This is a genomic window from Marinifilum sp. RC60d5 (assembly GCF_052400665.1).
In the GTDB taxonomy this organism is placed as follows: Bacteria; Bacteroidota; Bacteroidia; order Bacteroidales; family Marinifilaceae; genus JBQTGK01.
This window is the reverse complement of sequence record NZ_JBQTGK010000004.1, coordinates 417,910-441,158: the sequence shown is the minus strand read 5'-3', so window position 1 is coordinate 441,158 and position 23,249 is coordinate 417,910. Positions and strand designations below refer to the sequence as shown.

At 34.2% G+C, this 23,249-nt stretch carries 20 protein-coding genes; 2 read left to right on the top strand and 18 right to left on the bottom strand.

Annotated features, from left to right (window positions below; translation table 11 throughout):
• Positions 1–4: 4 nt before the first annotated feature.
• Genes ACT3CE_RS11925 through ACT3CE_RS11910 form a run of 4 tightly spaced genes read right to left on the bottom strand, consistent with a single transcriptional unit; the run spans position 5 to position 2,494 of the window.
• Positions 5–346, bottom strand: coding sequence for a serine kinase (locus ACT3CE_RS11925; RefSeq protein ID WP_444709994.1), 342 nt, complete (start codon positions 344–346; stop codon positions 5–7).
• Positions 347–349: 3 nt separating this feature from the next.
• The gene (locus ACT3CE_RS11920; protein WP_444709993.1) at positions 350–1,717 is read right to left on the bottom strand and encodes a [Fe-Fe] hydrogenase large subunit C-terminal domain-containing protein; all 1,368 of its coding nucleotides are present in this window, start codon (positions 1,715–1,717) and stop codon (positions 350–352) included.
• 6 nt (positions 1,718–1,723) lie between these two features.
• On the bottom strand, positions 1,724–2,137 hold the full coding sequence (locus tag ACT3CE_RS11915) for an ATP-binding protein (protein WP_444709992.1): 414 nt from the start codon (positions 2,135–2,137) through the stop codon (positions 1,724–1,726).
• A gap of 9 nt (positions 2,138–2,146) precedes the next feature.
• Positions 2,147–2,494, bottom strand: a complete 348-nt coding sequence (locus tag ACT3CE_RS11910; protein WP_444709991.1) for a hypothetical protein — start codon at positions 2,492–2,494, stop codon at positions 2,147–2,149.
• A 317-nt stretch (positions 2,495–2,811) separates the two neighbouring features.
• Here ACT3CE_RS11910 and ACT3CE_RS11905 point away from each other — a divergent pair, with 317 nt between their 5' ends.
• The gene (locus ACT3CE_RS11905) at positions 2,812–3,621 is read left to right on the top strand and encodes a hypothetical protein (protein WP_444709990.1); all 810 of its coding nucleotides are present in this window, start codon (positions 2,812–2,814) and stop codon (positions 3,619–3,621) included.
• Positions 3,622–3,845: 224 nt separating this feature from the next.
• Here ACT3CE_RS11905 and ACT3CE_RS11900 read toward each other — a convergent pair whose 3' ends face one another.
• The 14 genes from ACT3CE_RS11900 to ACT3CE_RS11835 all read right to left on the bottom strand — a co-directional run bounded on the left by ACT3CE_RS11900 (position 3,846) and on the right by ACT3CE_RS11835 (position 21,356).
• Positions 3,846–6,029 carry a S46 family peptidase gene (locus ACT3CE_RS11900; RefSeq protein ID WP_444709989.1) on the bottom strand — a complete coding sequence of 728 codons (2,184 nt, stop codon included), beginning with the start codon at positions 6,027–6,029 and terminating at the stop codon, positions 3,846–3,848.
• Positions 6,030–6,078: 49 nt separating this feature from the next.
• On the bottom strand, positions 6,079–6,657 hold the full coding sequence (locus ACT3CE_RS11895; RefSeq protein WP_444709988.1) for a Maf family nucleotide pyrophosphatase: 579 nt from the start codon (positions 6,655–6,657) through the stop codon (positions 6,079–6,081).
• Positions 6,658–6,899: 242 nt separating this feature from the next.
• Positions 6,900–7,859 carry a UbiA family prenyltransferase gene (locus ACT3CE_RS11890; RefSeq protein ID WP_444709987.1) on the bottom strand — a complete coding sequence of 320 codons (960 nt, stop codon included), beginning with the start codon at positions 7,857–7,859 and terminating at the stop codon, positions 6,900–6,902.
• 138 nt (positions 7,860–7,997) lie between these two features.
• A complete protein-coding gene (locus tag ACT3CE_RS11885) occupies positions 7,998–8,525 on the bottom strand; it encodes a KdsC family phosphatase (protein ID WP_444709986.1) in 528 nt (175 codons plus the stop codon).
• A 42-nt stretch (positions 8,526–8,567) separates the two neighbouring features.
• Positions 8,568–9,350 carry a Rossmann-like and DUF2520 domain-containing protein gene (locus ACT3CE_RS11880; RefSeq protein WP_444709985.1) on the bottom strand — a complete coding sequence of 261 codons (783 nt, stop codon included), beginning with the start codon at positions 9,348–9,350 and terminating at the stop codon, positions 8,568–8,570.
• A 10-nt stretch (positions 9,351–9,360) separates the two neighbouring features.
• Positions 9,361–9,861, bottom strand: a complete 501-nt coding sequence (locus tag ACT3CE_RS11875; protein WP_444709984.1) for a hypothetical protein — start codon at positions 9,859–9,861, stop codon at positions 9,361–9,363.
• A gap of 98 nt (positions 9,862–9,959) precedes the next feature.
• Positions 9,960–11,153, bottom strand: a complete 1,194-nt coding sequence (locus ACT3CE_RS11870; RefSeq protein WP_444709983.1) for an OprO/OprP family phosphate-selective porin — start codon at positions 11,151–11,153, stop codon at positions 9,960–9,962.
• Positions 11,154–11,309: 156 nt separating this feature from the next.
• The gene (locus ACT3CE_RS11865) at positions 11,310–12,662 is read right to left on the bottom strand and encodes an OprO/OprP family phosphate-selective porin (RefSeq protein WP_444709982.1); all 1,353 of its coding nucleotides are present in this window, start codon (positions 12,660–12,662) and stop codon (positions 11,310–11,312) included.
• A gap of 26 nt (positions 12,663–12,688) precedes the next feature.
• Positions 12,689–13,999: a glycerophosphodiester phosphodiesterase family protein gene (locus ACT3CE_RS11860; RefSeq protein ID WP_444709981.1), complete on the bottom strand. Its 1,311-nt coding sequence runs from the start codon at positions 13,997–13,999 to the stop codon at positions 12,689–12,691.
• 103 nt (positions 14,000–14,102) lie between these two features.
• The gene (gene glpT / locus ACT3CE_RS11855) at positions 14,103–15,437 is read right to left on the bottom strand and encodes a glycerol-3-phosphate transporter (protein ID WP_444709980.1); all 1,335 of its coding nucleotides are present in this window, start codon (positions 15,435–15,437) and stop codon (positions 14,103–14,105) included.
• A gap of 789 nt (positions 15,438–16,226) precedes the next feature.
• Positions 16,227–17,261, bottom strand: a complete 1,035-nt coding sequence (locus ACT3CE_RS11850; protein ID WP_444709979.1) for an outer membrane beta-barrel protein — start codon at positions 17,259–17,261, stop codon at positions 16,227–16,229.
• 284 nt (positions 17,262–17,545) lie between these two features.
• On the bottom strand, positions 17,546–19,261 hold the full coding sequence (locus tag ACT3CE_RS11845; RefSeq protein ID WP_444709978.1) for an acyl-CoA dehydrogenase family protein: 1,716 nt from the start codon (positions 19,259–19,261) through the stop codon (positions 17,546–17,548).
• Between the two features lie 115 nt (positions 19,262–19,376).
• Positions 19,377–20,396, bottom strand: a complete 1,020-nt coding sequence (locus ACT3CE_RS11840) for an electron transfer flavoprotein subunit alpha/FixB family protein (RefSeq protein ID WP_444709977.1) — start codon at positions 20,394–20,396, stop codon at positions 19,377–19,379.
• A gap of 84 nt (positions 20,397–20,480) precedes the next feature.
• The gene (locus ACT3CE_RS11835) at positions 20,481–21,356 is read right to left on the bottom strand and encodes an electron transfer flavoprotein subunit beta/FixA family protein (protein ID WP_444709976.1); all 876 of its coding nucleotides are present in this window, start codon (positions 21,354–21,356) and stop codon (positions 20,481–20,483) included.
• Positions 21,357–21,762: 406 nt separating this feature from the next.
• Here ACT3CE_RS11835 and ACT3CE_RS11830 point away from each other — a divergent pair, with 406 nt between their 5' ends.
• Positions 21,763–23,241, top strand: a complete 1,479-nt coding sequence (locus ACT3CE_RS11830) for a carbon starvation CstA family protein (protein WP_444709975.1) — start codon at positions 21,763–21,765, stop codon at positions 23,239–23,241.
• Positions 23,242–23,249: the final 8 nt, after the last annotated feature.

The window sequence follows — 23,249 nt, the reverse complement described above, 5'->3', positions numbered from 1 at the left end:
TCTTCTATTTTTTCTTAATCAGTTCATACAACTTTCCTGTGAGCTCGAAAGCTTCCTTTTCGGATGATAAAATAGGAATCCCTTCCAGATTACTTTGCTCGGCCGCATCGACTTCTGGCTCGTAACCTTTAACCAGCACAACAGCTGCCAATTCTTTTAAAGAAGCAATAGCCATAATGTTTTTATGCGTTTGCAAGGTTACCCAAATGTGATTCTCGTCAGCATTTCCCATTACATCACTTAACAAATCAGAAGTATATCCTCCTTCTATTTCGCGATTTAACCCTTGTTTGCCACTACAAACTTTCAGTTCTAATTCTTCCACTATATCTTTTACTGTCATCATATATTAATGATCGTTTAAATTTTTCTTTTCAAATCTTTTTTTTCCCCAGGTATTTTCTGATATATCGAATGATTCCTGTGGAGAAATTAAACCTTCTTTTGTCAGCATTTTTTGCAGGAACACACATTGAGTCATCTTTGCTTTTCCTTGTGCAACATCTTCGGCTAAGGCCTGACATCGAGGTGCACCGCAAGCTCCGCAATCAATTCCCGGCAAAACTTTCATTATGCGATTAATTTTTTTCATTTTCTGCATAGCCACCATCATATCAGAGTCTAAACTGACAATAGAACGTGGTTCCACATCCTTAATCAACATATTATCTAAAAGGTAAGAAGTGTATTTTTCAATTTCTTTTTCTTCCAGCACTACAGGCTTATTTCTATGGTACCATGCTGCTCTTTTTCTTAATCGCTCAATTGCTAAAAAACGATTTTCGGTAGCCAAAACGCCACCAGCACAAGAATGATCACAGGCACGCAACTCCAAAAAATCTACATCGGTAATTTCTTCATTCTCTAATTTCTCTAATACTTCTATTACATTATGAATTTCGTCAATTGCCAGGCAACGTCCCGAATATTGCGATGCTTCTCCATTGGTGAGTGTCCAGCCAATACTTCTTCTGGAAATGTGCTTATCCAAAACATATTTTTTTCTTTCAGATGTATTCTGTTTTATGCTAAGAAGAACTTTATTGTAAATAAAATCCATATTAATCACCCCATTTATTAAGGACTCTTCTTCTCCGACCGGACTTTTTACTGCGGCAATTTTTGCGGCACAAGGCGTCACATAAAAAACACCTATTTCATCAGGTTTAAACCCCTCATTCATCAGCTTTTTACGATAAAAAAGTGCTGATATATCAATTACAGGTTTTAAGCGAATAATATGATCGACTAATGCGGGAAATTTAACCTGAATTAAACGAACGATTGCAGGACAAAAACTTGAGATGAATGGTCTTTCCTGATGATGATGATCCATATACTCTCTGGTAGCACCTATCAGCACATCAACAGTTTCATCGACCTCATATATGTGAGTAAATCCCAATTCATGGATAACTGAATAAATTTGTTTCTCGGAAATATCATCGGGGAACTGCCCTAAAAGTACAGTTGGCAATAATGCAACCCTTTGTTTATAATTAAAGATCTGTGTAAAATCATCTTGCTCAACAATAATTGCATTAACAGGACAGCTTTTAAGGCATTCTCCACAATCTACACAAGCATTTTTATTGATTCTTGCTTTTCCATTTTTAACACGAATAGCTGCAGTCGGACATACATTCATACAGTGTGTACAACCTATACAAACTTCGTCTACTACTTTTAATGCATGATAAAAATGAACTTCTTCCATTACATACTATTTAAAATAGTTAATTAATTCGAGCTTAGTACCCACATTAACAGTACTCGAAATATTCATCTGGTCGGAATTACGTTTAATATTAGGCAAACCCATTCCTGCACCAAAACCCATTTCTCTAACCTTAGGTGTTGCTGTTGAGTAACCTTCCTGCATAGCCTGATTTATATCTGGTATACCGGGTCCTTTATCTTCAATTATAACAATAATTCTATCGGGTTCAACTTCGACCTTCATTACACCTTCAAATGCATGAGCAACCACATTAACTTCGGCTTCGTATAGAGAAACAACTGTTCTTTTTATAATTTTAGGATTTACATTTAGCTGTTTTAATATTTTTTTTACCTCGCTCGAAGCTGTGCCGGCTTTAGAAAAATTTCCCCCTTCTATTTCAAACTTAAACTTCATGTTTCTAATTTAATATACAGGCTCTAAACCAAGTTCTCCCAATACGGAACAAGTTTTAAACATCGAATAGCCACACTCTATTAATACAATACCATTCTCACAAGCTAAATCTTTCATTTCAGCGCTCACTTTTTTATCTCTAACAAATAAAATGAACGAAATATCCGACATTTCGGAAGTACGAATAGTTTGCAAATTATTAAGACCTGTAATTAAAAGAAGATTTTCCGTATCTATAGTCAACACATCACTCATTAAATCGGATGCAAATCCATAGTGAATTTCCTGATTCAAATCGCAATCTCCACAAATAACACGTGCATTAAGTTTGTCAACCACATCTAAAACTCTCACCATACCCTATTATTAAGTTATGTTTACAATCATATTCATACATGACTGTACTAAGATAAGAATTTGATACAGATTAATAAATGATATTTAAAGGAATAGAGATCATTTCCATAAATAAATAATAAGTCTAAATAACACAAATTTTCATAGTTATTTCTTAAAAATACTATATCCGCAAACCTTTTAAATAACATGGTATTTTCTTGAATATTAAATCCATTTACTACTTATAAAAAGACATCTATTTTAAAAGTAATTTTAAGTATATTCGTTTATCCTAATTTAAACAAATACTTATTAGTACTTTTTTTCTCTAATTAATGATACAAAAAACACAACATATACTTGTATTAATTCAAGATATCGATCATTTGAAGGTCGCTATTGTTTACGCATTTAAACTTGCGAGTATATTTAAGGCCGATGTAGTTTTTGCCAGACTACCACTATCAACAAAAAAACAGGCACTTCCAAATCAACTAATTAACAAACTAAATACTTCTAATATTTCTTACAAAGAAGTTAAAATAACTAATCCTGAAAAAGAGCCAAATAATTTAATAAAAGAGCTTGAAGCCATTTTTATTGTAAGCCAATTCGCTTTTAAAAATATAAACTGGGGCTTAAAAAAACACAAAGCTTTTAAGTACTTATACAGGGCAAAAATTCCAAGTTTTATCGTTTGCGACAAAACATCGGCTAATTGTGATTTAACAAATATTATCGTGCCAGTAAGCTATAAGAAAGAAACAAAAGAAAAAATGATTTGGGCCAGTTATTTCGGAAGATTTAATAAGGCTATTATTCATTTAATTGTACCTAATGAAAAAAATGAGTCGATTCTTAAGAGAATTAAAGCTAGCCTGTTATTTACAAAAAAAATGTATAAACAATTTAATTTTGAATACAAAATTGTAAAAACAGATGTAAAAAGTAATCGAATAATTAATGAATCATTTCAAATATCGGAGCAATATAATTCCGATTTAATTGTACTGTTATCGCAAAATACTAGAAATTGGTACAGCAGTATTTTTGGACCTGCTGATATTAAAATGTATTTACGAAATAAAAAAAATCCAATTCTTTTTATCAACCCTTTAAAAGATTACTACCTACCTTGCAGTTAGTTGCACAAAATATATTTTCCCGATTAAAATTAGGCCAGAAAGAATACTTCTTAAAAGTATAGAGTTTATCGTTTGGATTGCTACCTTTAGGATGCAGCAAGATGATTAGACAATCAAAAACAACATCAATTCTCTTTTCAATTCTGCTTTAATTATCAATCAAAAAAAAAGGAATTGCCATTACAGGTAATTCCTTTTTTTAGATACTAGATATTTAGCTTACACTACTTTACAATATTCATTTCATCCAATAAATAACCTGCTCCAGCAAATTTATCAACAAGGAAAAGCACATAACGAATATCAAGAGATACGTTACGACATATTTCGGCATCATACATTATATCTGACATAACACCTTCCCAAGCTCTATCAAAATTCAGTCCGATAAGTTCTCCATTAGCATTCAGTACCGGACTTCCTGAGTTTCCTCCTGTGGTATGATTGGTTGCTGCAAAACAAACTGGCATTTCGCCTTTCTCATTCATATAAACACCAAAATCCTTTTTATGATATAAATCTTTTAGCTTTTGCGGTACGTCATAATCAAAAATATCTGGATTATCTTTTTCGATAATTCCTTCGAGCGTAGTGTAATGATCGTAAGTTACAGCATTTCGGGCTTTATAACCTGACACTTTACCGTAATGAACTCTGAAAGTTGAATTTGCATCAGGGTAGAAAGTTTTCTCTGGCTGCATTTCCATTAATCCAGCCATGTATGTGCGTTGCAGCCTAACAGTTTTTGAATTTAACTTACTATATACTGGTGCAATTTCCGACTCATAGAAAAATCTGATACTATTGGCCAAAACAAAAATTGGGTCTTTTGCCAACTTTTTACCCATCGACAATTTATAAGTACCCAGTAATTGATTCAATTTTGCCTGATCAGTAAATACGGACTTGTTCATTGCCTTTTTTGCATAAGCTTCAAAATCACCTTTATATTTGGTTCTTATATTGATAATTTCCTTAGGCAAATACTTGTCTTCCAGATTATCGCTATACATTTTTAAAGTTGCTGCCAATAATTTCTGATCGGTTGGCTTATTATAATTCTTAAAAAATGCACGACTTGCTTTCGATAATGATTTAACATACCCAGGTGCTTTATCGGCGTCTTTTTTTGTTAACTGAGAAAGAGATTTAAATTTTAAGGCTAAACCTACAGCCTCAGCACCTCTAAAACCGGCTTCTAAAGCATAATCTCTAGCCAAACTTACAGGTGCCATCTCTTTATAAAGACCTTCCATTTTATTTAAAACACCTGCATATTTCTTTTTCAAATCAGGCTGAGAATTTGCCCATTGTTCAAATTCTTTTTCCAATTGCTGTTTTTTATCAATGGCATTTAACCTGCGAAGACCTTTAATTTCTCCCTGCCATCTTTTCCACGAATTAGCAACTCCTGCATATTTTGCTGAGTATTGAATTCTTACCAATGCAGAAGCATCCATATCCGCTCTCATTAAATCCAGTTTCTTGGTTCTGATTTTAATTTTATGAGGATTGTCAACCTCTGTCATCATTTTTATAGCATGAGAGGTAAGATATTCTGTTGTTGTTCCCGGATAACCAAAAACCATAGTAAAATCATCCTGATTTACACCTTTAAGTGAGATTTTAAAGGATTGTTTTGGTTTCATTGGTACATTATCCTTAGAATAGGATGCTGGTTTATTATCTTTATTGGCATAAATTCTAAACATAGAAAAATCGCCAGTATGACGAGGCCACATCCAGTTATCAGTATCACCACCAAATTTTCCGATTGCCGATGGTGGAGCTCCTACCAATCGCACATCTTTATAAATTTCGTAAACCGATAAAAAATATTGATTTCCATTATAAAAAGGCTTTACGCTTGCGCGATAATCAGAATCTTTTTCAGCTGCCTCAACAATTTTCTTAATATGTTTTCTAATCATTTTCTGACGATCGGCCTCTTTGGTTTCACTGGTAACACTATCTAAAACCTGTTGAGTTACATCGGCCATACGAACTAAAAACGATGCTGTTATTCCTTCGTTTACGAGCTCTTGATCTCGGCTCATTGCCCAAAATCCATCTTTCAAATAATCATGCTCAAGGGTAGAATGATTTTGAATAGCTCCATATCCACAATGATGATTGGTTACAATCAATCCTTCATCAGAAATTAACTCTCCGGTACAAAAATGGTGAAACGGACTACCTTCCCTTCCCAGGCCAATAACCGCATCTTTTAAACATGCCTGATTAATGTTGTAGATATCGTCGGCTGACAGCTTAAATCCAGCCTTTTGCATGTCTTCAATATTGTATTTTTTTAGCAACATAGGAATCCACATTCCCTCATCTGCTTTAACCTTAACACCCAAAAGCAGGAATCCTGCAATGAGAAGTAAACTTAATTTTTTAATCATTTTTTTATGGTTTAGTATATGTTGTTATGTATTGAATTATTTTCTATCACTAAAAAAGAGCTAGTTCCTGATAAAGTCTTTGAATTGGCAAGCCTACAACATTAAAATACGATCCTTCAATTCCATCAATCCCTATAAAACCGATCCATTCCTGTATTCCGTAAGCACCTGCTTTATCGAAAGGTTTGTAGTTATCTACATAGTAATTAATTTCATCATCGGATAGAGTTTTAAAATGAACATCTGTTGTTGTAGAAAAACTCTCTTTCTTGCTTTTACTCGAAAGACAAACACCACTAATTACCTGATGCGACCTACCCGATAATGCTTTTAGCATTTCTATCGCCTGATCTCTGTCTTTTGGCTTGCCTAAAATCCAATTGTCAACACACACAATTGTATCGGCAGTAATTACAAGCTCTTTGTCTTCTATCTCATTACCAAATGCACTAGCTTTTAACTCTGCCAAATAAACAGGAACCTGCTCTGGCGCCATACCTACGGGGTAAATTTCTTCAACTTCTTTCGTTTTAATTTCGAATGATAAGCCCAGTTCCTTTAACATCTGATGACGTCGGGGAGATTGAGAGGCTAATATTAATTTATAATCTTTAAGATTATTCAGCATATTTTTTATTAATTATAAATTGTAAACTTCACCAACAAGAAAATTTAATCTTCAGCCAATGTTCTCTTAAAAATTAAACTTTTACTGACCGCTTCATCGTTTCTTTCTGATCTATTCCCGGTTTATGTCTAAAATCTGTTATGCTTTTGGCTTTTTAAGGGACTGCTTGCATCTATTTATACCCGGTAAACTATCCTTATGGCAAATTAAAATAATTTTGTTTTCTATAATTCATTCATCACTTATATTTTATAATTCTCGAGGATATAATTAACTACAAAAGCATAGGAAATACCCGATAATATTGCAAAACGGAATAAAAATAAACCCAACTTAAACTTATCACCTTCGGAGTATTTTATAACCTTATAAGCTAAAAGCAAAAATGGCAAAATAATTAAAACTGCAAAATACCAAGGCGTAATTTTATCCATTGGTGCATTTAAAAACTGATACCACACACCAAAAACCGAAACCGATAAAATCACTAACAAGAAAACAATTACAAGCTTTGTCCATTTCAAACCAATTACCATAGGCAAACTTTTCCTTTTTATTTCTCTATCGCCTTTTGTCGATATTAAATCTCTAATAAATTGTCCGATTAAGGCTCCAAAAAATGAAAAAAATGAAAAGGCACCAACCCAATACAGCAGATAATTAAAATTGGTTTTCGAGGCTAGCAAAATATCAGCGTAAGTATTATTAAGAGGTGGTATTTCGTAAATAACCACTAAAAAAGGAATTGCTGCCGATACCATTGCCATTAAAAAACTACCTAACAAAAAATAATATTTATAAGAAGTAGAATAAAACCAAAGTAATCCTCCTGCCATAAAAAAGATGAGAACAAATTGCCAATGCCCTATTTTATATGAAATATAGCCTCCTAATAAAATCGAAATCCCCATAAAAATCTGATGCATCAACAAAGCAATTCTTCTTTTTACAAGACGACCTACAACTACATCTTTTTTATTAAAACGATCTGCTTTTGTATCAAAATAATCGTTGATAATATATCCGGCTGCAGCCATATAAACAGTGGCAAGCACAAGAATGGCAAAATTTATATCGCTAAATTGAAGCTTTATTCTATTGATCCCCAAAATTGGTTCAACAATAAAGTAACGCATTACAATTTGTATGAATGCGATAATAATTAAATTGGGAAATCGGACTAGCTTCAGGTATTTGTTCATTTTTCTTATTTTGAGAATTTCGATATCAGATTTTAAACTAAACAGAAAATAATTGAGAAGTTAAATTTTATACTTTAAAATGATTCAAACACAAAACTTCTCGGATATTAATTGCCACACATCCAATTATCTTTAGATTTAAATACTTTGAATATTTGTATCATCCTCTATCCATTTTGAATGAGCACGCAACACTTGTTCAATAACATCTCTTACACAACCAAATCCACCGTCCTTATCCGATATATAATTTGATATGGCTTTAATTTGCTCCACTGCATTGGCCGGACAAGTGGGAATTCCAATTCGTTTCATCACTTCAAAATCAGGTAAATCATCCCCCATATACATTATCTCATCAGGGTTTAAATCATATTTTGATATAAAATCTTCGAAATCTTTAATCTTATTTTTAGATCCCATATAAATATCTTTCACACCCAAACCTCTATAGCGCTTCTCTACAGCATTCGATACACCTCCGGTAATTATGGCTACCGGATATCCTTTTTTTATAGCATACTGAATTGCATAACCATCTTTTGTGTTCGCTGTTCGCAACATTTCCCCATTTGCATCAATTACAATACATTCGTTGGATAACACTCCATCAACATCAAAAATAAAAGCCGAAACTTTCATTAAATCTTCCTTAAAAAACGCCATATTTTAATATTTAAATTCGAGCTTTAAAAACAATAAACTCAATTACTCATTCTCTTTATTATGCATTTTAAAAATGCTTTCACTCACAAAACTATACAATTTTTGAAAATCAGGAGTATCTTTCAAAGCCTTCTCGTGTGCCAATATAATTTCTTTATCGAATCGTACTGCCGGCCCCGTTTGTGCCGATAAAGGATCTAACTCCAATATTTTCTGTGCAGTTTCCTGAATTAAAGGAGTAATCAATTCAAAATCAACACCTTTCTTTTCTAATAATTTTTGCCCGATACTGTACATGTGATTGGCAAAATTACAAGTAAAAACTGCAGCCAAATGCAATTGTTTTCTTTGTGCCGAAGATATGGAATTCAGGTTTGAAGATATCTTTTTCCCCAGTTGAAATAACCCCTCTTCCAGCTCCTTACTATTAGATTCAATACAAACTGGAATATCAGAAAAATCGACCTTTCGCTGTTTCGAGAAAGTTTGCAATGGATAAAACACCCCATAATTCTTCGTGTAATTCTCAAAAATGTCCATTGGAATACTTCCTGCCGTATGAACAGCATTTCCAATTGGCAATGACATTTGATCCAAAACTGTTTGTAATGCCTTATCACTTAAAGCAAAAATATACAAATCGGCATTGCTTTTGATATTTTCCAGCAAATTGGTTGGTTCGGCATCTACCTTACTGGCAAGCGCTTTAGCCGACTCTATAGTTCTACTATAAACCTGTAAAATATCTATTCCTTTTTCGTGCAAAGCCAGGGATAGCTGTGTTGCTAAATTTCCGGCACCCAGTATTACTATTTTTGTTATCATACCTCTAATTTTATGATATTCCCAGTTCTTGCGGAGATGCTGCAATGTTCTTCAACGGTACTTTGCCCCTATCTATCATCCCGAAAAGTTTTTCACATCCTTTTACCAAATCATCGTACATATCTTCAGCTATCAGCACTAATCTTTCATCTAAAAACTCTAAATGTTCTGCCTCATCGGGCTTATTTTTCCGGGAACATAACAAAAGCGATTTACTAGGTACAAAAGAATGGGTTAATTGATTTCGCAATCTATCGTAGAGCCAAAAATCTTTATTTACCGCACGGTAATCGTTCCCCATTAATATATTTAATGATTTAGAAAAGCGTTTTGATGATTGAGCACGAGCTTTTAAGGGTTTATTATCCAGAAAACAACCAAGAGCTTCTATTGCTTGCCCCATCATTATAAATGAGAAAAAATAGAATTCCTCTTTCTGCAAACGACCTATTTCATCAATAAAAATTCGCCTGATAAATTCCTTTTCCTGTTCTGCTTTTTCCATATCCATTCAACAAAGATAATTAAATACAATATAGTATTTCGACTATTTCTATCAACAAAAAAGACCTTCATAAATGAAGGCCTGTAGCAGATAAATATTATCATTTAAAATGAAAACTGTAATCGTGTTTGAATCATATTAAAATTTTCTTTTTCATTCAAGGCATTTTCATCTAAATCGACATTAGAAAAATTGAATTTCATTAAAACATTGTAATTTACATACCAGGTAAACCCCAAACTTACATCTTGCTGTTTACCTCCCATAATGCCGATATTCGAATTATTAAGGTCGGTTTTATTGTATCGAATTAAAAATTCAAGCGATTTAGGATTTGGCTTTGAAAGACGTGCCGATTTTATTTTGTACTTATAATCTCCTCCTTTTAATAAAAAACCAAATTGTGCATACCATCCGTGAGCAGAAAAGTTACCGTTCAATAATTTTCTATTTACCGATGCTTCCATATACTCTCCTTGCAATGATATTGGTCCTTTGGCAGCTATCATTTCCAACCCCAGCTTAAATTGACTTTCAGCATTTTCAATTTCAGCATCGATAAACCTTCTTCTTTCAATATGAGTAGCAGCTCTTGATCGATAACGAATTGATTTAGCATTTTCAGTTCCATCATCTGCAAAACCATTTGAATCGGCTGTTCGGTATGTACCCGAAGCACCCAAATGAAAAATTGCATTGCTATTTAATAAAGCATAAGCAAATCGAGATGTTAATCCGTATCCTTCATCTCCTTCTGTAGTATTATTAATATCGCTGCCAAACAAACCAATTTCCCAATATCGTTTCTTTCCCCAATTTACATAGGATACCCCTAAATTTCTTCCCGGACGAAAAGCCTCAACCGTGCTCGCCACATGCATAAATTTAGTTGTTTTAGAACTCTCGGTTTGTTCAATACCAAATGGTTCCAGTAAGTTTCCTCCTCTTACATAACTATTTGTACTGATATTGTATTGCAAGTAAATATCCTTTAAGGAAACTTCTCCACCGGCAAAACCCACATTAATTTTTGCATTCCATTTTTTTAAGACTTCAGCTTTAAAACAAATTCTAGCATCACGCATTTCGCTTCCACTTCCAAGATCTGTTTTATCATCGAAATAGGCTGCTGCATCTAAATAAACACGCCCTCCTAATCCGAATTTAAACTGTTCATTTTCGCTAGCAAATTGCGGCGCTCCTTTATTTACTTTAAACTTAAGGTGATTGGGCTCTTGTGAAAATAAACTTCCTGTAATGAAGCACAAGAAAAAGCCTATCAGAAAATAACTTCTCATTTTGGGTCTTTTATTAGGGCATATTAGTTTAATTCCCAAAAGTAATAATTAGATATAGGAACACCTATGATACATAACATCTCGATAAAAACATAAAAAAAAAGTGAAGCAATAAAAATTGTCTCACTTTTTTAATATAAATGTTGTGATTAAACTCTAGAAATTCACTTGAATTCTAGCTTTTACCATACTAATTTTTTCGTCTAACGGATATTGCCAGTTGTTAACATCCATATAGCTATAATTTACGCGGAACATTACATTGCTGTTTAAATAATAATTTACACCAGCGCTATAAGTTTCTGCTTTTCCACCCTGAATACTCATATTTCCTTGTCCACCTAAGGCTGCATTTAAATCAGCAGGACCATAGGATCCATTGAAATATGTACCATCGATATCATTCAAATCAGTATTATCGTAACGAACAAGAAACTCGAAAGTACCTGCTTTTGGACGTTTGATATAAGCAGATGATGAATTATAAGCATAGTTATCTCCTAAAAGGAAACCAATTTGAGCATAGTAAGCAGAAGTTTCAATATCACGCATTTCGCCATACCAACTTGGATAATCACCAGGAGTAGTTGGCCATGCATATCCTCCACCTGCAGTATGAGTCCAATAAGGATTATCATTCATTAGTCTAGAAACATAATCATCGTCACGAGTTACTTTTGTCTGAGTATATTCAGCTTGCAACATAAAAGGACCACTCAAAACCAATGTTTGGAAGTTAAAACGCATATCTGTTCTTGCACCTTGAATATCAGCATTTAAGAATTTATGCTCAGGGCCAGCTGACAATACAACTTCGCGGTTATAATCATCATCGTTAAAAGACTCGTTGAAACCATTAGCTTCAGGAATACGGTAAGTAAATGAAGCACCTAATTGAAAAGTAACATCATCGTTTACAATTGGAGTATACGCTACTTTAGTAGTGGTAGCAAACCCTTGGTCTCCATCGTTATTATTATCTACCGAACCAGCAAACAAACCAGTTGATCCATAAAATTTATCGGTATAATAAGTATAACCTAAACCAATACTACGACCAATTCCCATTGCCTGAGTCATATTAGAAGCACCAATAAAACGAAGTTCTTTACTAGAAGCAGCGGCCTCGATACCAAATGGCTCAAAGAAATTACCAACAGTAAAAGTACTGTTCTTCGCATGCTTATATCTCAAAAATGCATCCTTAATTTTTACTTCATCGTTACCAAAGCCAACATTAACCTTAGCACTCCATTTTCCCCATTTTACAGTTGTTCCAAAACGAATATCTTCAATAGAAGTATCGTCACTTAAATCGGTTTTATCGTCGAAATAGTGAACTCCATCCATGTAGATTCTACCATTTAAGCTAACCTGATATTCTTTATCTGCAGAGGTTAATACAATCCCACCTTTATTCGATTCAGCAGTCATTTCTTTTTCCTGAGCTACTGCACTTGTCGCTACCATTCCTAAAGCTAGTGTAGCGATATATAATTTTTTTAACATATCTTTATCTATTATAGATTTAACAATTAGTAGCCTAAATTATCCAATACTTCCTGAGCTGTTCCAACTAACTCACGACCTTGATATTCCATTGACAAATCTGTCAGGTTAGTGAATCCACCATCGATGAACATATCATGACTAATTTCATACTTAAAATCACCACTAACTTCGCGATTAGGATTATCGAATCGAGAAACACCACCATAGAAATAATCTCCGTTGTATTTTCTCAACTGATCTTCAGTATCGAAAGAATAAGCATGAACAATCATACCTGCACGGTGATACATTTCACACATCCAAGGTTCTGTTAATTCAGGATAATCGTTTGGAGTACCTGCAATAGAAGGACCTGCAATATGACAATTATAATCTACTGAAAAGTTAATAAATTCGGCCAAAGACTCGATTGTATTCGAAGGACGAACATAAGAAGAACTTTCTGATTCCCAAAGCAACATACATTTAGGTACACCTGGAAGTACTTTCTCTAATGATACAATAGACTGACGAGAGAATGATTGTAAAATAAAACGTCCCATAGTATTTGCAACGTCTACTTTTCCAGCAATTGTAGGAATTACTTTTGGAGAATCAGTTACATTCCATCCTTGAGCGGATAAGAATACTGCTAAATCTTCTTCCATATTAGGGAATAAATATGGCTCTTTAGTCTCGGCATATACACCAGGACGATTACCATTATCCAAAGGATCTGATTCGAACTCATAATATCCAGCCCAAGTTCCGTCTTCATTTAAACGAGTCATATCTTTTACTGGCTCTCCATTAGCATCACGACTAATTCTATAACCTTCAGCAATCTTTAATACTTCTTCCAAAGTAGAAATCTTTTGCCCTACGAATGATTCACGAGCATTTTCAGGTTCATCAATATTAAACCATGAACCAGCATCTAATTGACGCAATTGTGCTAATGTGAAAACACTTACAGGGTAATCTTCCTGTCCTGGAAAAACACTCTCGATATTAGAAGTACGACGAAGATTTCCATCGTGCAAAGCAAGTAATACACCATCTTTGGTTCTCTGAAGATCAAGCTCTAAATAATCGGCACCCATATTACGAGCCCAACGATAAGCTGCTTCTGTTTCTTCAGGAGCCCAAAAAGTAGAACCACGGTGTGCAATTACAGCATCAGCTTTAACGTAATCACGAACTACTTTTGCCTCTGCACTAAGTTCTTTTAGCGGATAGGTTTGGTAGTTATTAAGCTCATTGTAGTCTGGGGTATCATCTTCACACCCTGCGAACCCAATGCTTGACAAGATAAGTGCTCCTGCCAACAAATTCTTCACATTTAAGTTTTTCATTTGTTTTAAATTATAGTTTGTAAATAGTTTTAGAAATAATATCTAGAAGTAAAATCAATCTGCTCACCATCTATAAGCAGAATGATTTCACAATAAAATTCAACTAGTGTAATCCTTTATGTCCTTTATTTTCAAGAACCCAAGACATAGCTATTAATACAATTGAGGCTACACATGCTCCCAAAAGAACAATAAAACCACCAGTCCAACCCCAGGAATCAACAACGGCACCCATGGCAATATTGGCGAATAAAGCTCCTCCCATATAACCAAACAATCCAGTTAATCCGGCTGCTGTTCCGGCTGCTTTTTTAGGAACCAAATCCAGTGCATGAACACCAATTAGCATTACTGGTCCATAAATAAGGAAGCCAATACATACCAGTGCTACAGAATTTGCCACAATTGATTCACTTGTCCAATACATAAATACCGAAACAAATACCAATATCATGTATATAATACTTACCGGAGCACGCTTCCCTTTAAACACTTTATCACTTAAGTATCCGCAAAGTAAGGTCCCTGGTATTCCTGCCCATTCGTAAGCAAAATAAGCCCAACCCGACTCTTTTATAGAAAATCCTTTTGCTTCTTCAAGATATAAAGGAGCCCAATCGAGCACACCATATCTCACCAAATAAACAAAAGCATTAGCAAAGGCAATAGCCCATAAAAGTCTGTTTTTCAGAATATATTTCATGAAGATTTCCTTTGCTGTCATCTCTTCCTCGAATTTTTCAGAATAAGAGTCAGGATAATCATCTTTAAACTTCTCAATGTTAGGAAGTCCACAAGACTGAGGAGTATCTCTAATTAGCAACCAGGCAATAAAAGCAACTCCTAAAGCAACAATTCCAGGGAAATACAATTTAGAATGCCAATCGGTAAATATTGCCACACCTAAAATAGCTAGTGGGCCAATAATACCACCACCGACATTATGTGCCACATTCCAAACCGACATTTTAGTACCACGTTCTCTTATTGAAAACCAATGCACCATTACCCTACCACAAGGAGGCCATCCCATTCCCTGAAACCATCCATTCATTAAAAGTAGAACGAACATAATCGCAATAGATGAAGTTGCTACTGGCAGTAATCCCATTGCAATCATTGTAACTGCCGAAAGAACTAGTCCTAATGTTAAAAAACGCCTCGCATTACTACGATCCGAAACATTTCCCATTAAGAACTTACTTAAACCATAAGCCACTGACACACCAGACAATGCGAATCCCAATTCTGTTTTAGAATAACCTAAAGCAATTAAATCTGGCATGGCTAAAGAGAATACCTTTCTTACAAGATAATAGCCTGCATAACCTAAAAAAATACCTACAAAAACCTGCAATCGCAATCGTTTGTAGCTAGAGTCGATTTTATTTTCCGGAAGCAATTCCTTGTGAGCTGCCGGTTTTAAGAAACCAATCATTTAAATAAATTTTGAGTGATTATTTTTGATTATTATAGAAGTATTTTAACAATACTCCTATTTTGCATTTATTTGTCTCAATTCAACACCTGTTTATTTTTCTTGAAAAATAATTTTCTACTCATTTCAGTAATATCTTATACTTATAAGCAATTATTTAAACAGAAATTTCAATTACCTATTAAATTATTCTGCACTAACTTTATTACATAATAATTAGTTAATATTTTGTAAAATACATAATCTTATCACATACTCTATATGACAATATGCATATTTGTACATTGTATCTTGTATTACTATGTAGTAAGTTTATAAAAAAACCCATTCCTATAATGGGTTCGCCTTATAATGCGCAAACGTATTAATAAAATATTATTCGAACAAATAAAAAGTAATGAATTTATTATTCTAAATCACTCTATATCTATAAATTTAATTAATTAAATATTTTACTTTTTAGATACATATTACCTCCCGTTATTAATTTTTATGTAAACATTTTACCTTTTACCCTTAGCCTGCTTTTTTTAGAAAATTACTAATACTAAACAGCAAATACCAATTTGTTAATGTTTCTAGTTGTTTTAGCTTAGTATAGATACAAGTATTTTGACACTTAGACTCAAATTATAAAACCATAAAAATCTTATTTCGCTTTTATAAATCATACTGCTCAACACTCTTATCTCTATTTAAATTAGATTTTCAAAAAAATCTGGACTGCAATAACAGAAAAAAATTATTACAAACAAGATTTATAATTTAATAGCTTAATCTATATTTTACTTAGAATTTAAATTCCAAATTCACATATAATAATGAATTGTCATTAATTCCAAACGATTTATAATTGAATCCCTGATAATTAAATGCCATTTTCACATTCCGAACAGGAACATACTGTACACCAGCAGTAATAGCACTACCATTATTATCGATGTTCCATTTTTCACTTTCCCCTTCTAAGGTATTTGAAGTCAGATAATCATATCTCCCGAACACCTCCCATTTTTTATCGAAAGTATAGGTCGAATATATCGACAAACCCTCCATATCATAATGATCTGCTATATTTGAATATTTTGTACCATTAATCAACTGATTATATTCTGCAGCCAATTTAAATTTATCAGAAAATTTATATCCTGCAAAAAAAGCCAATGCCGATACTGTTACATCATCTTCATTTCCTTCCTCATCAACAATTTTTGCTGAATTTGCATCGGCATATATTTTAGTAATTAAACCTTTGTGCTTATAAATTAAGCTGGCACCAATTTTTTGCTTACCATCTTCATCCTGAACACTCTTATATCCTTCACCATTAATTACAAAAGCATTAGCCGAGAAATTATCATTCAATTTAAAATTTGCCTTAATACCAAGATCAGCACTCGAACCAAAACCATACTGATCGTTAAAAGATTTCATAATATACCGATATCCCCAGAATTTTTCCTGCTCCTTAAAATGCACGGTTCCAATCATACCCAACGAAACTTTTACTGCAGAAGATGCTTTCCATTCCAACTGAGCTTTTTTAAGATAAGCTGTATAATCGCTACCTCCATCATTCTTACCAATATCAAGGGTGATACTTGCTTTTAATCCTTTGGCAATATTATAATCGTAACCTAAGTAAGCTCTTTTTATTTCAAAGCTACTTTCTTGTTCTTCACCATCAGTCATATCGTAATGATAATTAAAGAATACTTTTCCATTTGCCTTTCCAGATGGAATAAACCCTTCTTTTTCCTGAGCAATAAGATTACACCCCAAAAATAATGCGATGACACCAATAAATAATTTCTTTGTTTTCATTATGGTTTGTTTTTGTAGTATATAAACTTATATGTAATTAAACTGACACATTTCCTTAATATTCTGCAGCAAAACTAATTTCTTTCTATGAAGAGAAACAAATAAATATTTTAAGGAAACGTTAATTCACCTTAACAATACCTTAACATTGAGGCGAAATTAAAGCAAATCAACTAATACTCTATACGTTTTAAATCTTAAATTATGTTTAAACACCAATAATATTAAAGCACAAAAAAGAGGTTCCCATAATGGAAACCTCTTAAAATTAAGACTTAAGTCTATTATTTTTTGAAAATACCTAGATCTTTCAATTCTGAAGACATAATATACTCTTTATGAGCTGCAACTTTAGCTTTACCCATTTTTATAAATACCTCACAAGAGTTTTTGTATTTATCATTTCTGGATGTATCTGATAACAATAAATATCCCATTACAATATAACCTGCTATCTCAACCAATCTGCGGGCATGGAAATCAAGGAAATCATTGTGATCTGCACTAGTATTAATGTCGTGTACCTTAGTAACAGCTTCTTCATACATTGCAGTCATACCTTTTAAGGTAGTTCTTAAATACTCATACTGAGGATTTAAATCGGAAGCTTCGTACTCTTTTATTTGAGCCAAATAAGCACCGGTAGTTACACCACGAACTGCAGCTACAACTTGCAACTGTGTAGTTCCTTCATAAATATTAGTAATACGTGCATCGCGAACCAAACGCTCAATTGGGTAATCTTTCATATACCCTGATCCTGCGTGAATTTGCAATGAATCGTAAGCAACTTCGTTACAGTATTCAGAAGCAAACAACTTCAATAATGGAGTAAACACATCAGCTAATTTCTGATATTTTTTCATATCCATTCTTTCTTCTTTATCTAAAGAACGATCTTGAGAAATATGGAAATACGCCTTGTAAACATCCACAAAACGAGCAGTTTCATACAATACCGAACGAGAAGCATTCAATTTAGCTTCCATGTTTGTAAGCATTTCGTAAACTGCAGGAAATTCGATAATTGCTTTTCCAAACTGACGACGTTCCTGAGCGTAAGCCAAACCTTCGCGGTAAGCTGCTTCGGCAATACCTACCGACTGAGCACCTACACCTAAACGAGCACCATTCATTAATGACATCACATATTTGATTAATCCCATTTTACGAGATCCAACCAATTCGGCAGGAGCATTGGTAAATACCAACTCACAAGTAGGAGAACCAATAATACCCATTTTATGCTCGATACGACGAACTTTAACAGCCATATTTGCTTTGTCGTAGATAAACATTGACAAACCACGACCATCAGAAGTTCCGTCTTCAGAACGAGCAAGAACCAATGAAACATCTCCATCACCATTAGTAATGAAACGCTTTACACCATTTAAATACCACTGATCTTCTTCTTTGTTGTAAGTTGCTTTCAACTGTACCGCCTGAAGGTCAGAACCAGCATCTGGCTCAGTTAAATCCATTGCTGCAGTAGCACCTTTGGCAAAACGTGGTAAATAATTCTCTTTCTGCTCTTTAGAAGCAAATTCGTGAATTGTTTCGGCACAATCCTGAAGTCCCCAAATATTAGCAAATCCACCATCGGCACGAGACACCAATTCGGCAGCCATTACATAAGGGACCATTGGAAAATTCAATCCATCGTACTCACGAGGAAGAGACATACCAATTAAACCTGCTTTTGTAAGTGCTTCGTGATTTTCAGCAGTTCCTTTAGCATAAATAACACGATCGTTTTCAACTCGTGGTCCTTCCTGGTCAACACCTTCGGCATTAGGACTAATAATATCACCACAAATTTCACCTACAATTTCTAATGTACGATCATAAGAATCCATTGCATCCTCAAAATCAAGAGGAGCATAATCGTACTTGTCTTTATCTTCGAAGTTGCGCTCTTTAAGTGCAACAATTTTTTTCATTAAAGGATGTTCCAGGTGGAACTTCATATCCTCATTATCTGTATAGAAATTAGCCATTTCTTTTATTTTTTAATTCTTAAAAAAGCCCTTAGCTTTTGGCTATTGGCCATTAGCTATGTCGCAATAAAATACTTAGTATTGCTAATAGCTAACTGCTAACGGCTAACAACTATTATTTTGTATTCTCTTTGTACTGCTTAATCATTTTTGGTAAAACCGTTGCAATATCACCAGTAATTACATAATCAGCGAAAGCATTAATTGGTGCATTCTTATCGGTATTAATTGCAATTACCATTGCCGATTCTTCCATACCTGCAGTATGCTGAATTTGTCCTGAAATACCGCAAGCGATATACAACTTAGGACGCACGGTAACACCAGTTTGACCAATTTGGCGCTCATGAGATGCATATCCGGCATCAACAGCAGCACGAGAAGCTCCAACTTCTCCTCCAATTACTTCGGCTAATTCAGTTAACAAATCGAAATTTGCTTTTGAACCCACACCATAACCACCAGCTACAATAATACCAGCATTTTTGATATTTACTTTAGATTTCTCCATGTGACGTTCAATTACTTTCACAACAAAATCTTCAGCATTTACATACTTTTCAACATCCAACTTATTAACTTTTCCTTTGTAAGCATCCGAAAGAATTTCTTTCTTCATAACCCCTTCGCGAACTGTAGCCATCTGTGGGCGACAATCAGGATTAATAATGGTTGCAACAATATTACCTCCAAATGCAGGACGAATCTGATACAACAGATCCTTATATTCTTTCTTATTTTTCTTGTCTTCGTGATCTCCAATTACAAGACTTGTACAGTCGGCAGTTAATCCAGAATGAAGAGCAGAAGAAACACGAGGTCCTAAATCACGACCGATACTAGTAGCACCCATCAAAGCAACTTGAGGTTTTTCTTCTCCGAATAATTTTACAATGATAGAAGTATGAGGAAGTGTTGTGTATGGATACAAACGCTTATCATCAGCAATCCATACTTTATCAACTCCATAAGGCATAATTTGCTTTTCAATGCCTTTTAATTCATGTCCAATAACGATAGCTTCCAGCTCACACTTTAAATCGTCGGCCAGTTTTCTACCCTTGGTAAGAAGTTCAAGACTTACGTCGGCAACTTGTCCTTCTTCTATTTCGCAATATACAAATACGTTATTCACGGTATAATCTTTTTATAATTCCACTTTTGTTAGCACAGAATATGAATTTCTCTGCACAGACGTAGCCAGCTGCGTCTCTAACAATTATCCAATGGTGTGATTAGCAATTAACTCTTTCATTAACTCACCCATATCGGCATCGGTAGGTTCAAGAACTTTTGCTTCTTTAGCCTGAAAAACTACATTCTCAATAGTTTTTACCTTTGTAGGAGATCCTGATAATCCAAGTTCTTCAGAATTGGTTTCAATATCATTTACACTCCACTCACCTATATGTAAATAAGGACGATCGTTGTGTAATGTAATATAATCTTCTGTTTCATTTTGCATTTCAGAAATCGCTTTTGCATGCTTGTATTTCATTACAAACTTCGCATTGCGAGGGCGACACTCCGGAGCCGAAGCATTTACAGTAACAACCATTGGCATTTTTCCTTCAACAGTTTCTACACCTCTTTCTAAACGGCGCTTTACAACAATTTTACCTTTATCTGCCGATACAATATCTTCAGCATAAGTAATCTGTGGAAAACCAAGTTTTTCGGCAACCTGTGGTCCTACTTGAGCAGTATCACCATCAATAGCCTGACGACCTGCAATAATCACATCAATTTTACCCATTTTTTTAAGGGTACACGATAGCGCATAAGATGTTGCCAGAGTATCAGAACCCGCAAATGCACGATCAGACAAAAGGATACCATTATCAGCACCTCTATACAAACCTTCACGAATAATTTCGGCAGCTCTACCTGGTCCCATAGTTAAAAGAGTAACTTCTGTTCCTTCGTACTTATCTTTTAAACGTAGTGCTTGTTCCAAGGCATTTAAATCTTCGGGATTGAAGATTGCCGGCAAAGCAGCTCTGTTTACAGTTCCATCCGCTTTCATTGCATCTTTCCCAACATTTCTGGTATCAGGAACCTGCTTTGCAAGAACAACAATTTTTAAACCTTTCATTCTATATGTATTTTATCATCAGTTTTTGATGCTGACTATTAGAATTAACAAAAACAATCGATTGTGTATTCGATATTATTTTGCCAACAATCAGCGAACCACTAATTATTATTTTTCAACACTCAATAATTCTATTAATATGATTTTATTTGAACCAAATATCCATGATAATCGGAATTTAGCAAATATAAAGATTAGAGTTCTTAAAACAAATCTAGATTGTAATTAATAAGATGCAATACAACACATATCCAAATCTCCTCTTGCAAATAAGCTCGAAAGCCTTATAATAAAGTACGTATTCACAATTCTACTTTTAGTATAAAAGAGATAATTCTTAAAATAAAACAAAGGTTTACTAATTCAAAATCATTAATTTTGAGTCTAAATTTATCAATTGTACAGTATGATTACTTTTCTTACCGCAATTATTACATTAATTCTAGGCTATTTTATATACGGAAGATTCATTGAGAAATTTTTCGGAGCTAACGATCAAAATCAAACTCCCGCCGTTCGCCTTGAAGATGGTGTTGACTTTATTCCCATGCCAACATGGAAAATGTTTACCATACAGTTTCTTAACATTGCCGGTTTAGGTCCTATTTTTGGAGCTATTTTAGGTACCATGTACGGACCCATTTCCTACATCTGGATTGTGTTCGGATGTGTTTTTATGGGGGCTGTTCACGATTATTTCTCAGGCATGCTATCCATTAGAAATAATGGAGCTAGTCTCCCCGAAATAGTAGGGAAATACTTGGGTACATCTATTCAAAACATACTTAGGGTTTTTACTCTTTTGTTACTGATATTTGTTGGTGTTGCCTTTGTTACCGGCCCAGCCGGATTGTTAAAAGACCTAACTGGTGGAGGTTTAAATTTATGGCTTTATGGAATATTTGCCTATTATCTGATTGCTACCCTTCTGCCCATCAATAAAATTATAGGAAAAATATATCCTCTATTTGGTGCGGCTTTATTAATAATGGCTTTTAGTATTGCTGGAGTAATGATTTTTAAAGGAACAAATGGAAGTTTTCATTTGAATGAACTTTCTCTTGGCTCTCTTAAAAATCTACATGCAAATCCAGCTCAAAACATCCTTTATCCAATGATGTTTATCGTTATTTCCTGTGGAGCCATTTCGGGTTTTCACTCTACTCAATCGCCAATGATGGCTCGTTGTATGAAAAAAGAAAGCTATGGCCGACCTGTTTTCTATGGTGCCATGATCGCTGAAGGAATTGTGGCAATTATTTGGGCTACAGCAGCCATGAATTATTTTGGCAATACCAATGGATTAAACGAAAGCTTTGCATCGGGACACAATCCGGCATGGATTGTTAATGAAATTTGTAATACCTGGTTAGGAAAAGTAGGTGCTGTTTTTGCGATTGTAGGTGTAATTGCCTGCCCTATTACCACTGGTGATACTGCATTTAGAAGCGCTCGCCTTACCATTGCCGATATGTTTCACTTTAAACAAAGTTCCATTAAAAGCAGATTATTAGTTTCTGTACCTTTGTTTGCTGTTGGATTTTTCCTTTCTCAACTTGAATTCTCTACCATCTGGAAATATCTGGGATTATCAAACCAAATCCTATCCATGTTTATGCTATGGACAGCAGCCATGTATTTGGCAATAAACAAGAAAAATCATTACCTAATCAGTATTCCTGCCACTTTTATGACTGCCATTTGTGTTACTTACTTTTTAGTTGCTCCGAACAAAAATGGTGGGCTGGCTATTGATGTATCAGTGGGATATGCAATTGGAATTGCCATAGCAGCTCTGGTATTCACATGGTTTTTAGTAGCTGCTAAAAAGAAAATTTCATCAGTAAATAAGGAAAAAATAACACTTTCTCATAAATTGAAATAATCATGCAA

Excerpts from the sequence above, each read along its gene's own strand:
- ACT3CE_RS11925 (WP_444709994.1), bottom strand. The coding sequence starts at position 346 with ATGATGACAGTAAAAGATATAGTGGAAGAATTAGAACTGAAAGTTTGT.
- ACT3CE_RS11920 (WP_444709993.1), bottom strand. The coding sequence starts at position 1,717 with ATGGAAGAAGTTCATTTTTATCATGCATTAAAAGTAGTAGACGAAGTT.
- ACT3CE_RS11915 (WP_444709992.1), bottom strand. The coding sequence starts at position 2,137 with ATGAAGTTTAAGTTTGAAATAGAAGGGGGAAATTTTTCTAAAGCCGGC.
- ACT3CE_RS11910 (WP_444709991.1), bottom strand. The coding sequence starts at position 2,494 with ATGGTGAGAGTTTTAGATGTGGTTGACAAACTTAATGCACGTGTTATT.
- ACT3CE_RS11905 (WP_444709990.1), top strand. The coding sequence starts at position 2,812 with ATGATACAAAAAACACAACATATACTTGTATTAATTCAAGATATCGAT.
- ACT3CE_RS11900 (WP_444709989.1), bottom strand. The coding sequence starts at position 6,029 with ATGATTAAAAAATTAAGTTTACTTCTCATTGCAGGATTCCTGCTTTTG.
- ACT3CE_RS11895 (WP_444709988.1), bottom strand. The coding sequence starts at position 6,657 with ATGCTGAATAATCTTAAAGATTATAAATTAATATTAGCCTCTCAATCT.
- ACT3CE_RS11890 (WP_444709987.1), bottom strand. The coding sequence starts at position 7,859 with ATGAACAAATACCTGAAGCTAGTCCGATTTCCCAATTTAATTATTATC.
- ACT3CE_RS11885 (WP_444709986.1), bottom strand. The coding sequence starts at position 8,525 with ATGGCGTTTTTTAAGGAAGATTTAATGAAAGTTTCGGCTTTTATTTTT.
- ACT3CE_RS11880 (WP_444709985.1), bottom strand. The coding sequence starts at position 9,350 with ATGATAACAAAAATAGTAATACTGGGTGCCGGAAATTTAGCAACACAG.
- ACT3CE_RS11875 (WP_444709984.1), bottom strand. The coding sequence starts at position 9,861 with ATGGATATGGAAAAAGCAGAACAGGAAAAGGAATTTATCAGGCGAATT.
- ACT3CE_RS11870 (WP_444709983.1), bottom strand. The coding sequence starts at position 11,153 with ATGAGAAGTTATTTTCTGATAGGCTTTTTCTTGTGCTTCATTACAGGA.
- ACT3CE_RS11865 (WP_444709982.1), bottom strand. The coding sequence starts at position 12,662 with ATGTTAAAAAAATTATATATCGCTACACTAGCTTTAGGAATGGTAGCG.
- ACT3CE_RS11860 (WP_444709981.1), bottom strand. The coding sequence starts at position 13,999 with ATGAAAAACTTAAATGTGAAGAATTTGTTGGCAGGAGCACTTATCTTG.
- glpT (WP_444709980.1), bottom strand. The coding sequence starts at position 15,437 with ATGATTGGTTTCTTAAAACCGGCAGCTCACAAGGAATTGCTTCCGGAA.
- ACT3CE_RS11850 (WP_444709979.1), bottom strand. The coding sequence starts at position 17,261 with ATGAAAACAAAGAAATTATTTATTGGTGTCATCGCATTATTTTTGGGG.
- ACT3CE_RS11845 (WP_444709978.1), bottom strand. The coding sequence starts at position 19,261 with ATGGCTAATTTCTATACAGATAATGAGGATATGAAGTTCCACCTGGAA.
- ACT3CE_RS11835 (WP_444709976.1), bottom strand. The coding sequence starts at position 21,356 with ATGAAAGGTTTAAAAATTGTTGTTCTTGCAAAGCAGGTTCCTGATACC.
- ACT3CE_RS11830 (WP_444709975.1), top strand. The coding sequence starts at position 21,763 with ATGATTACTTTTCTTACCGCAATTATTACATTAATTCTAGGCTATTTT.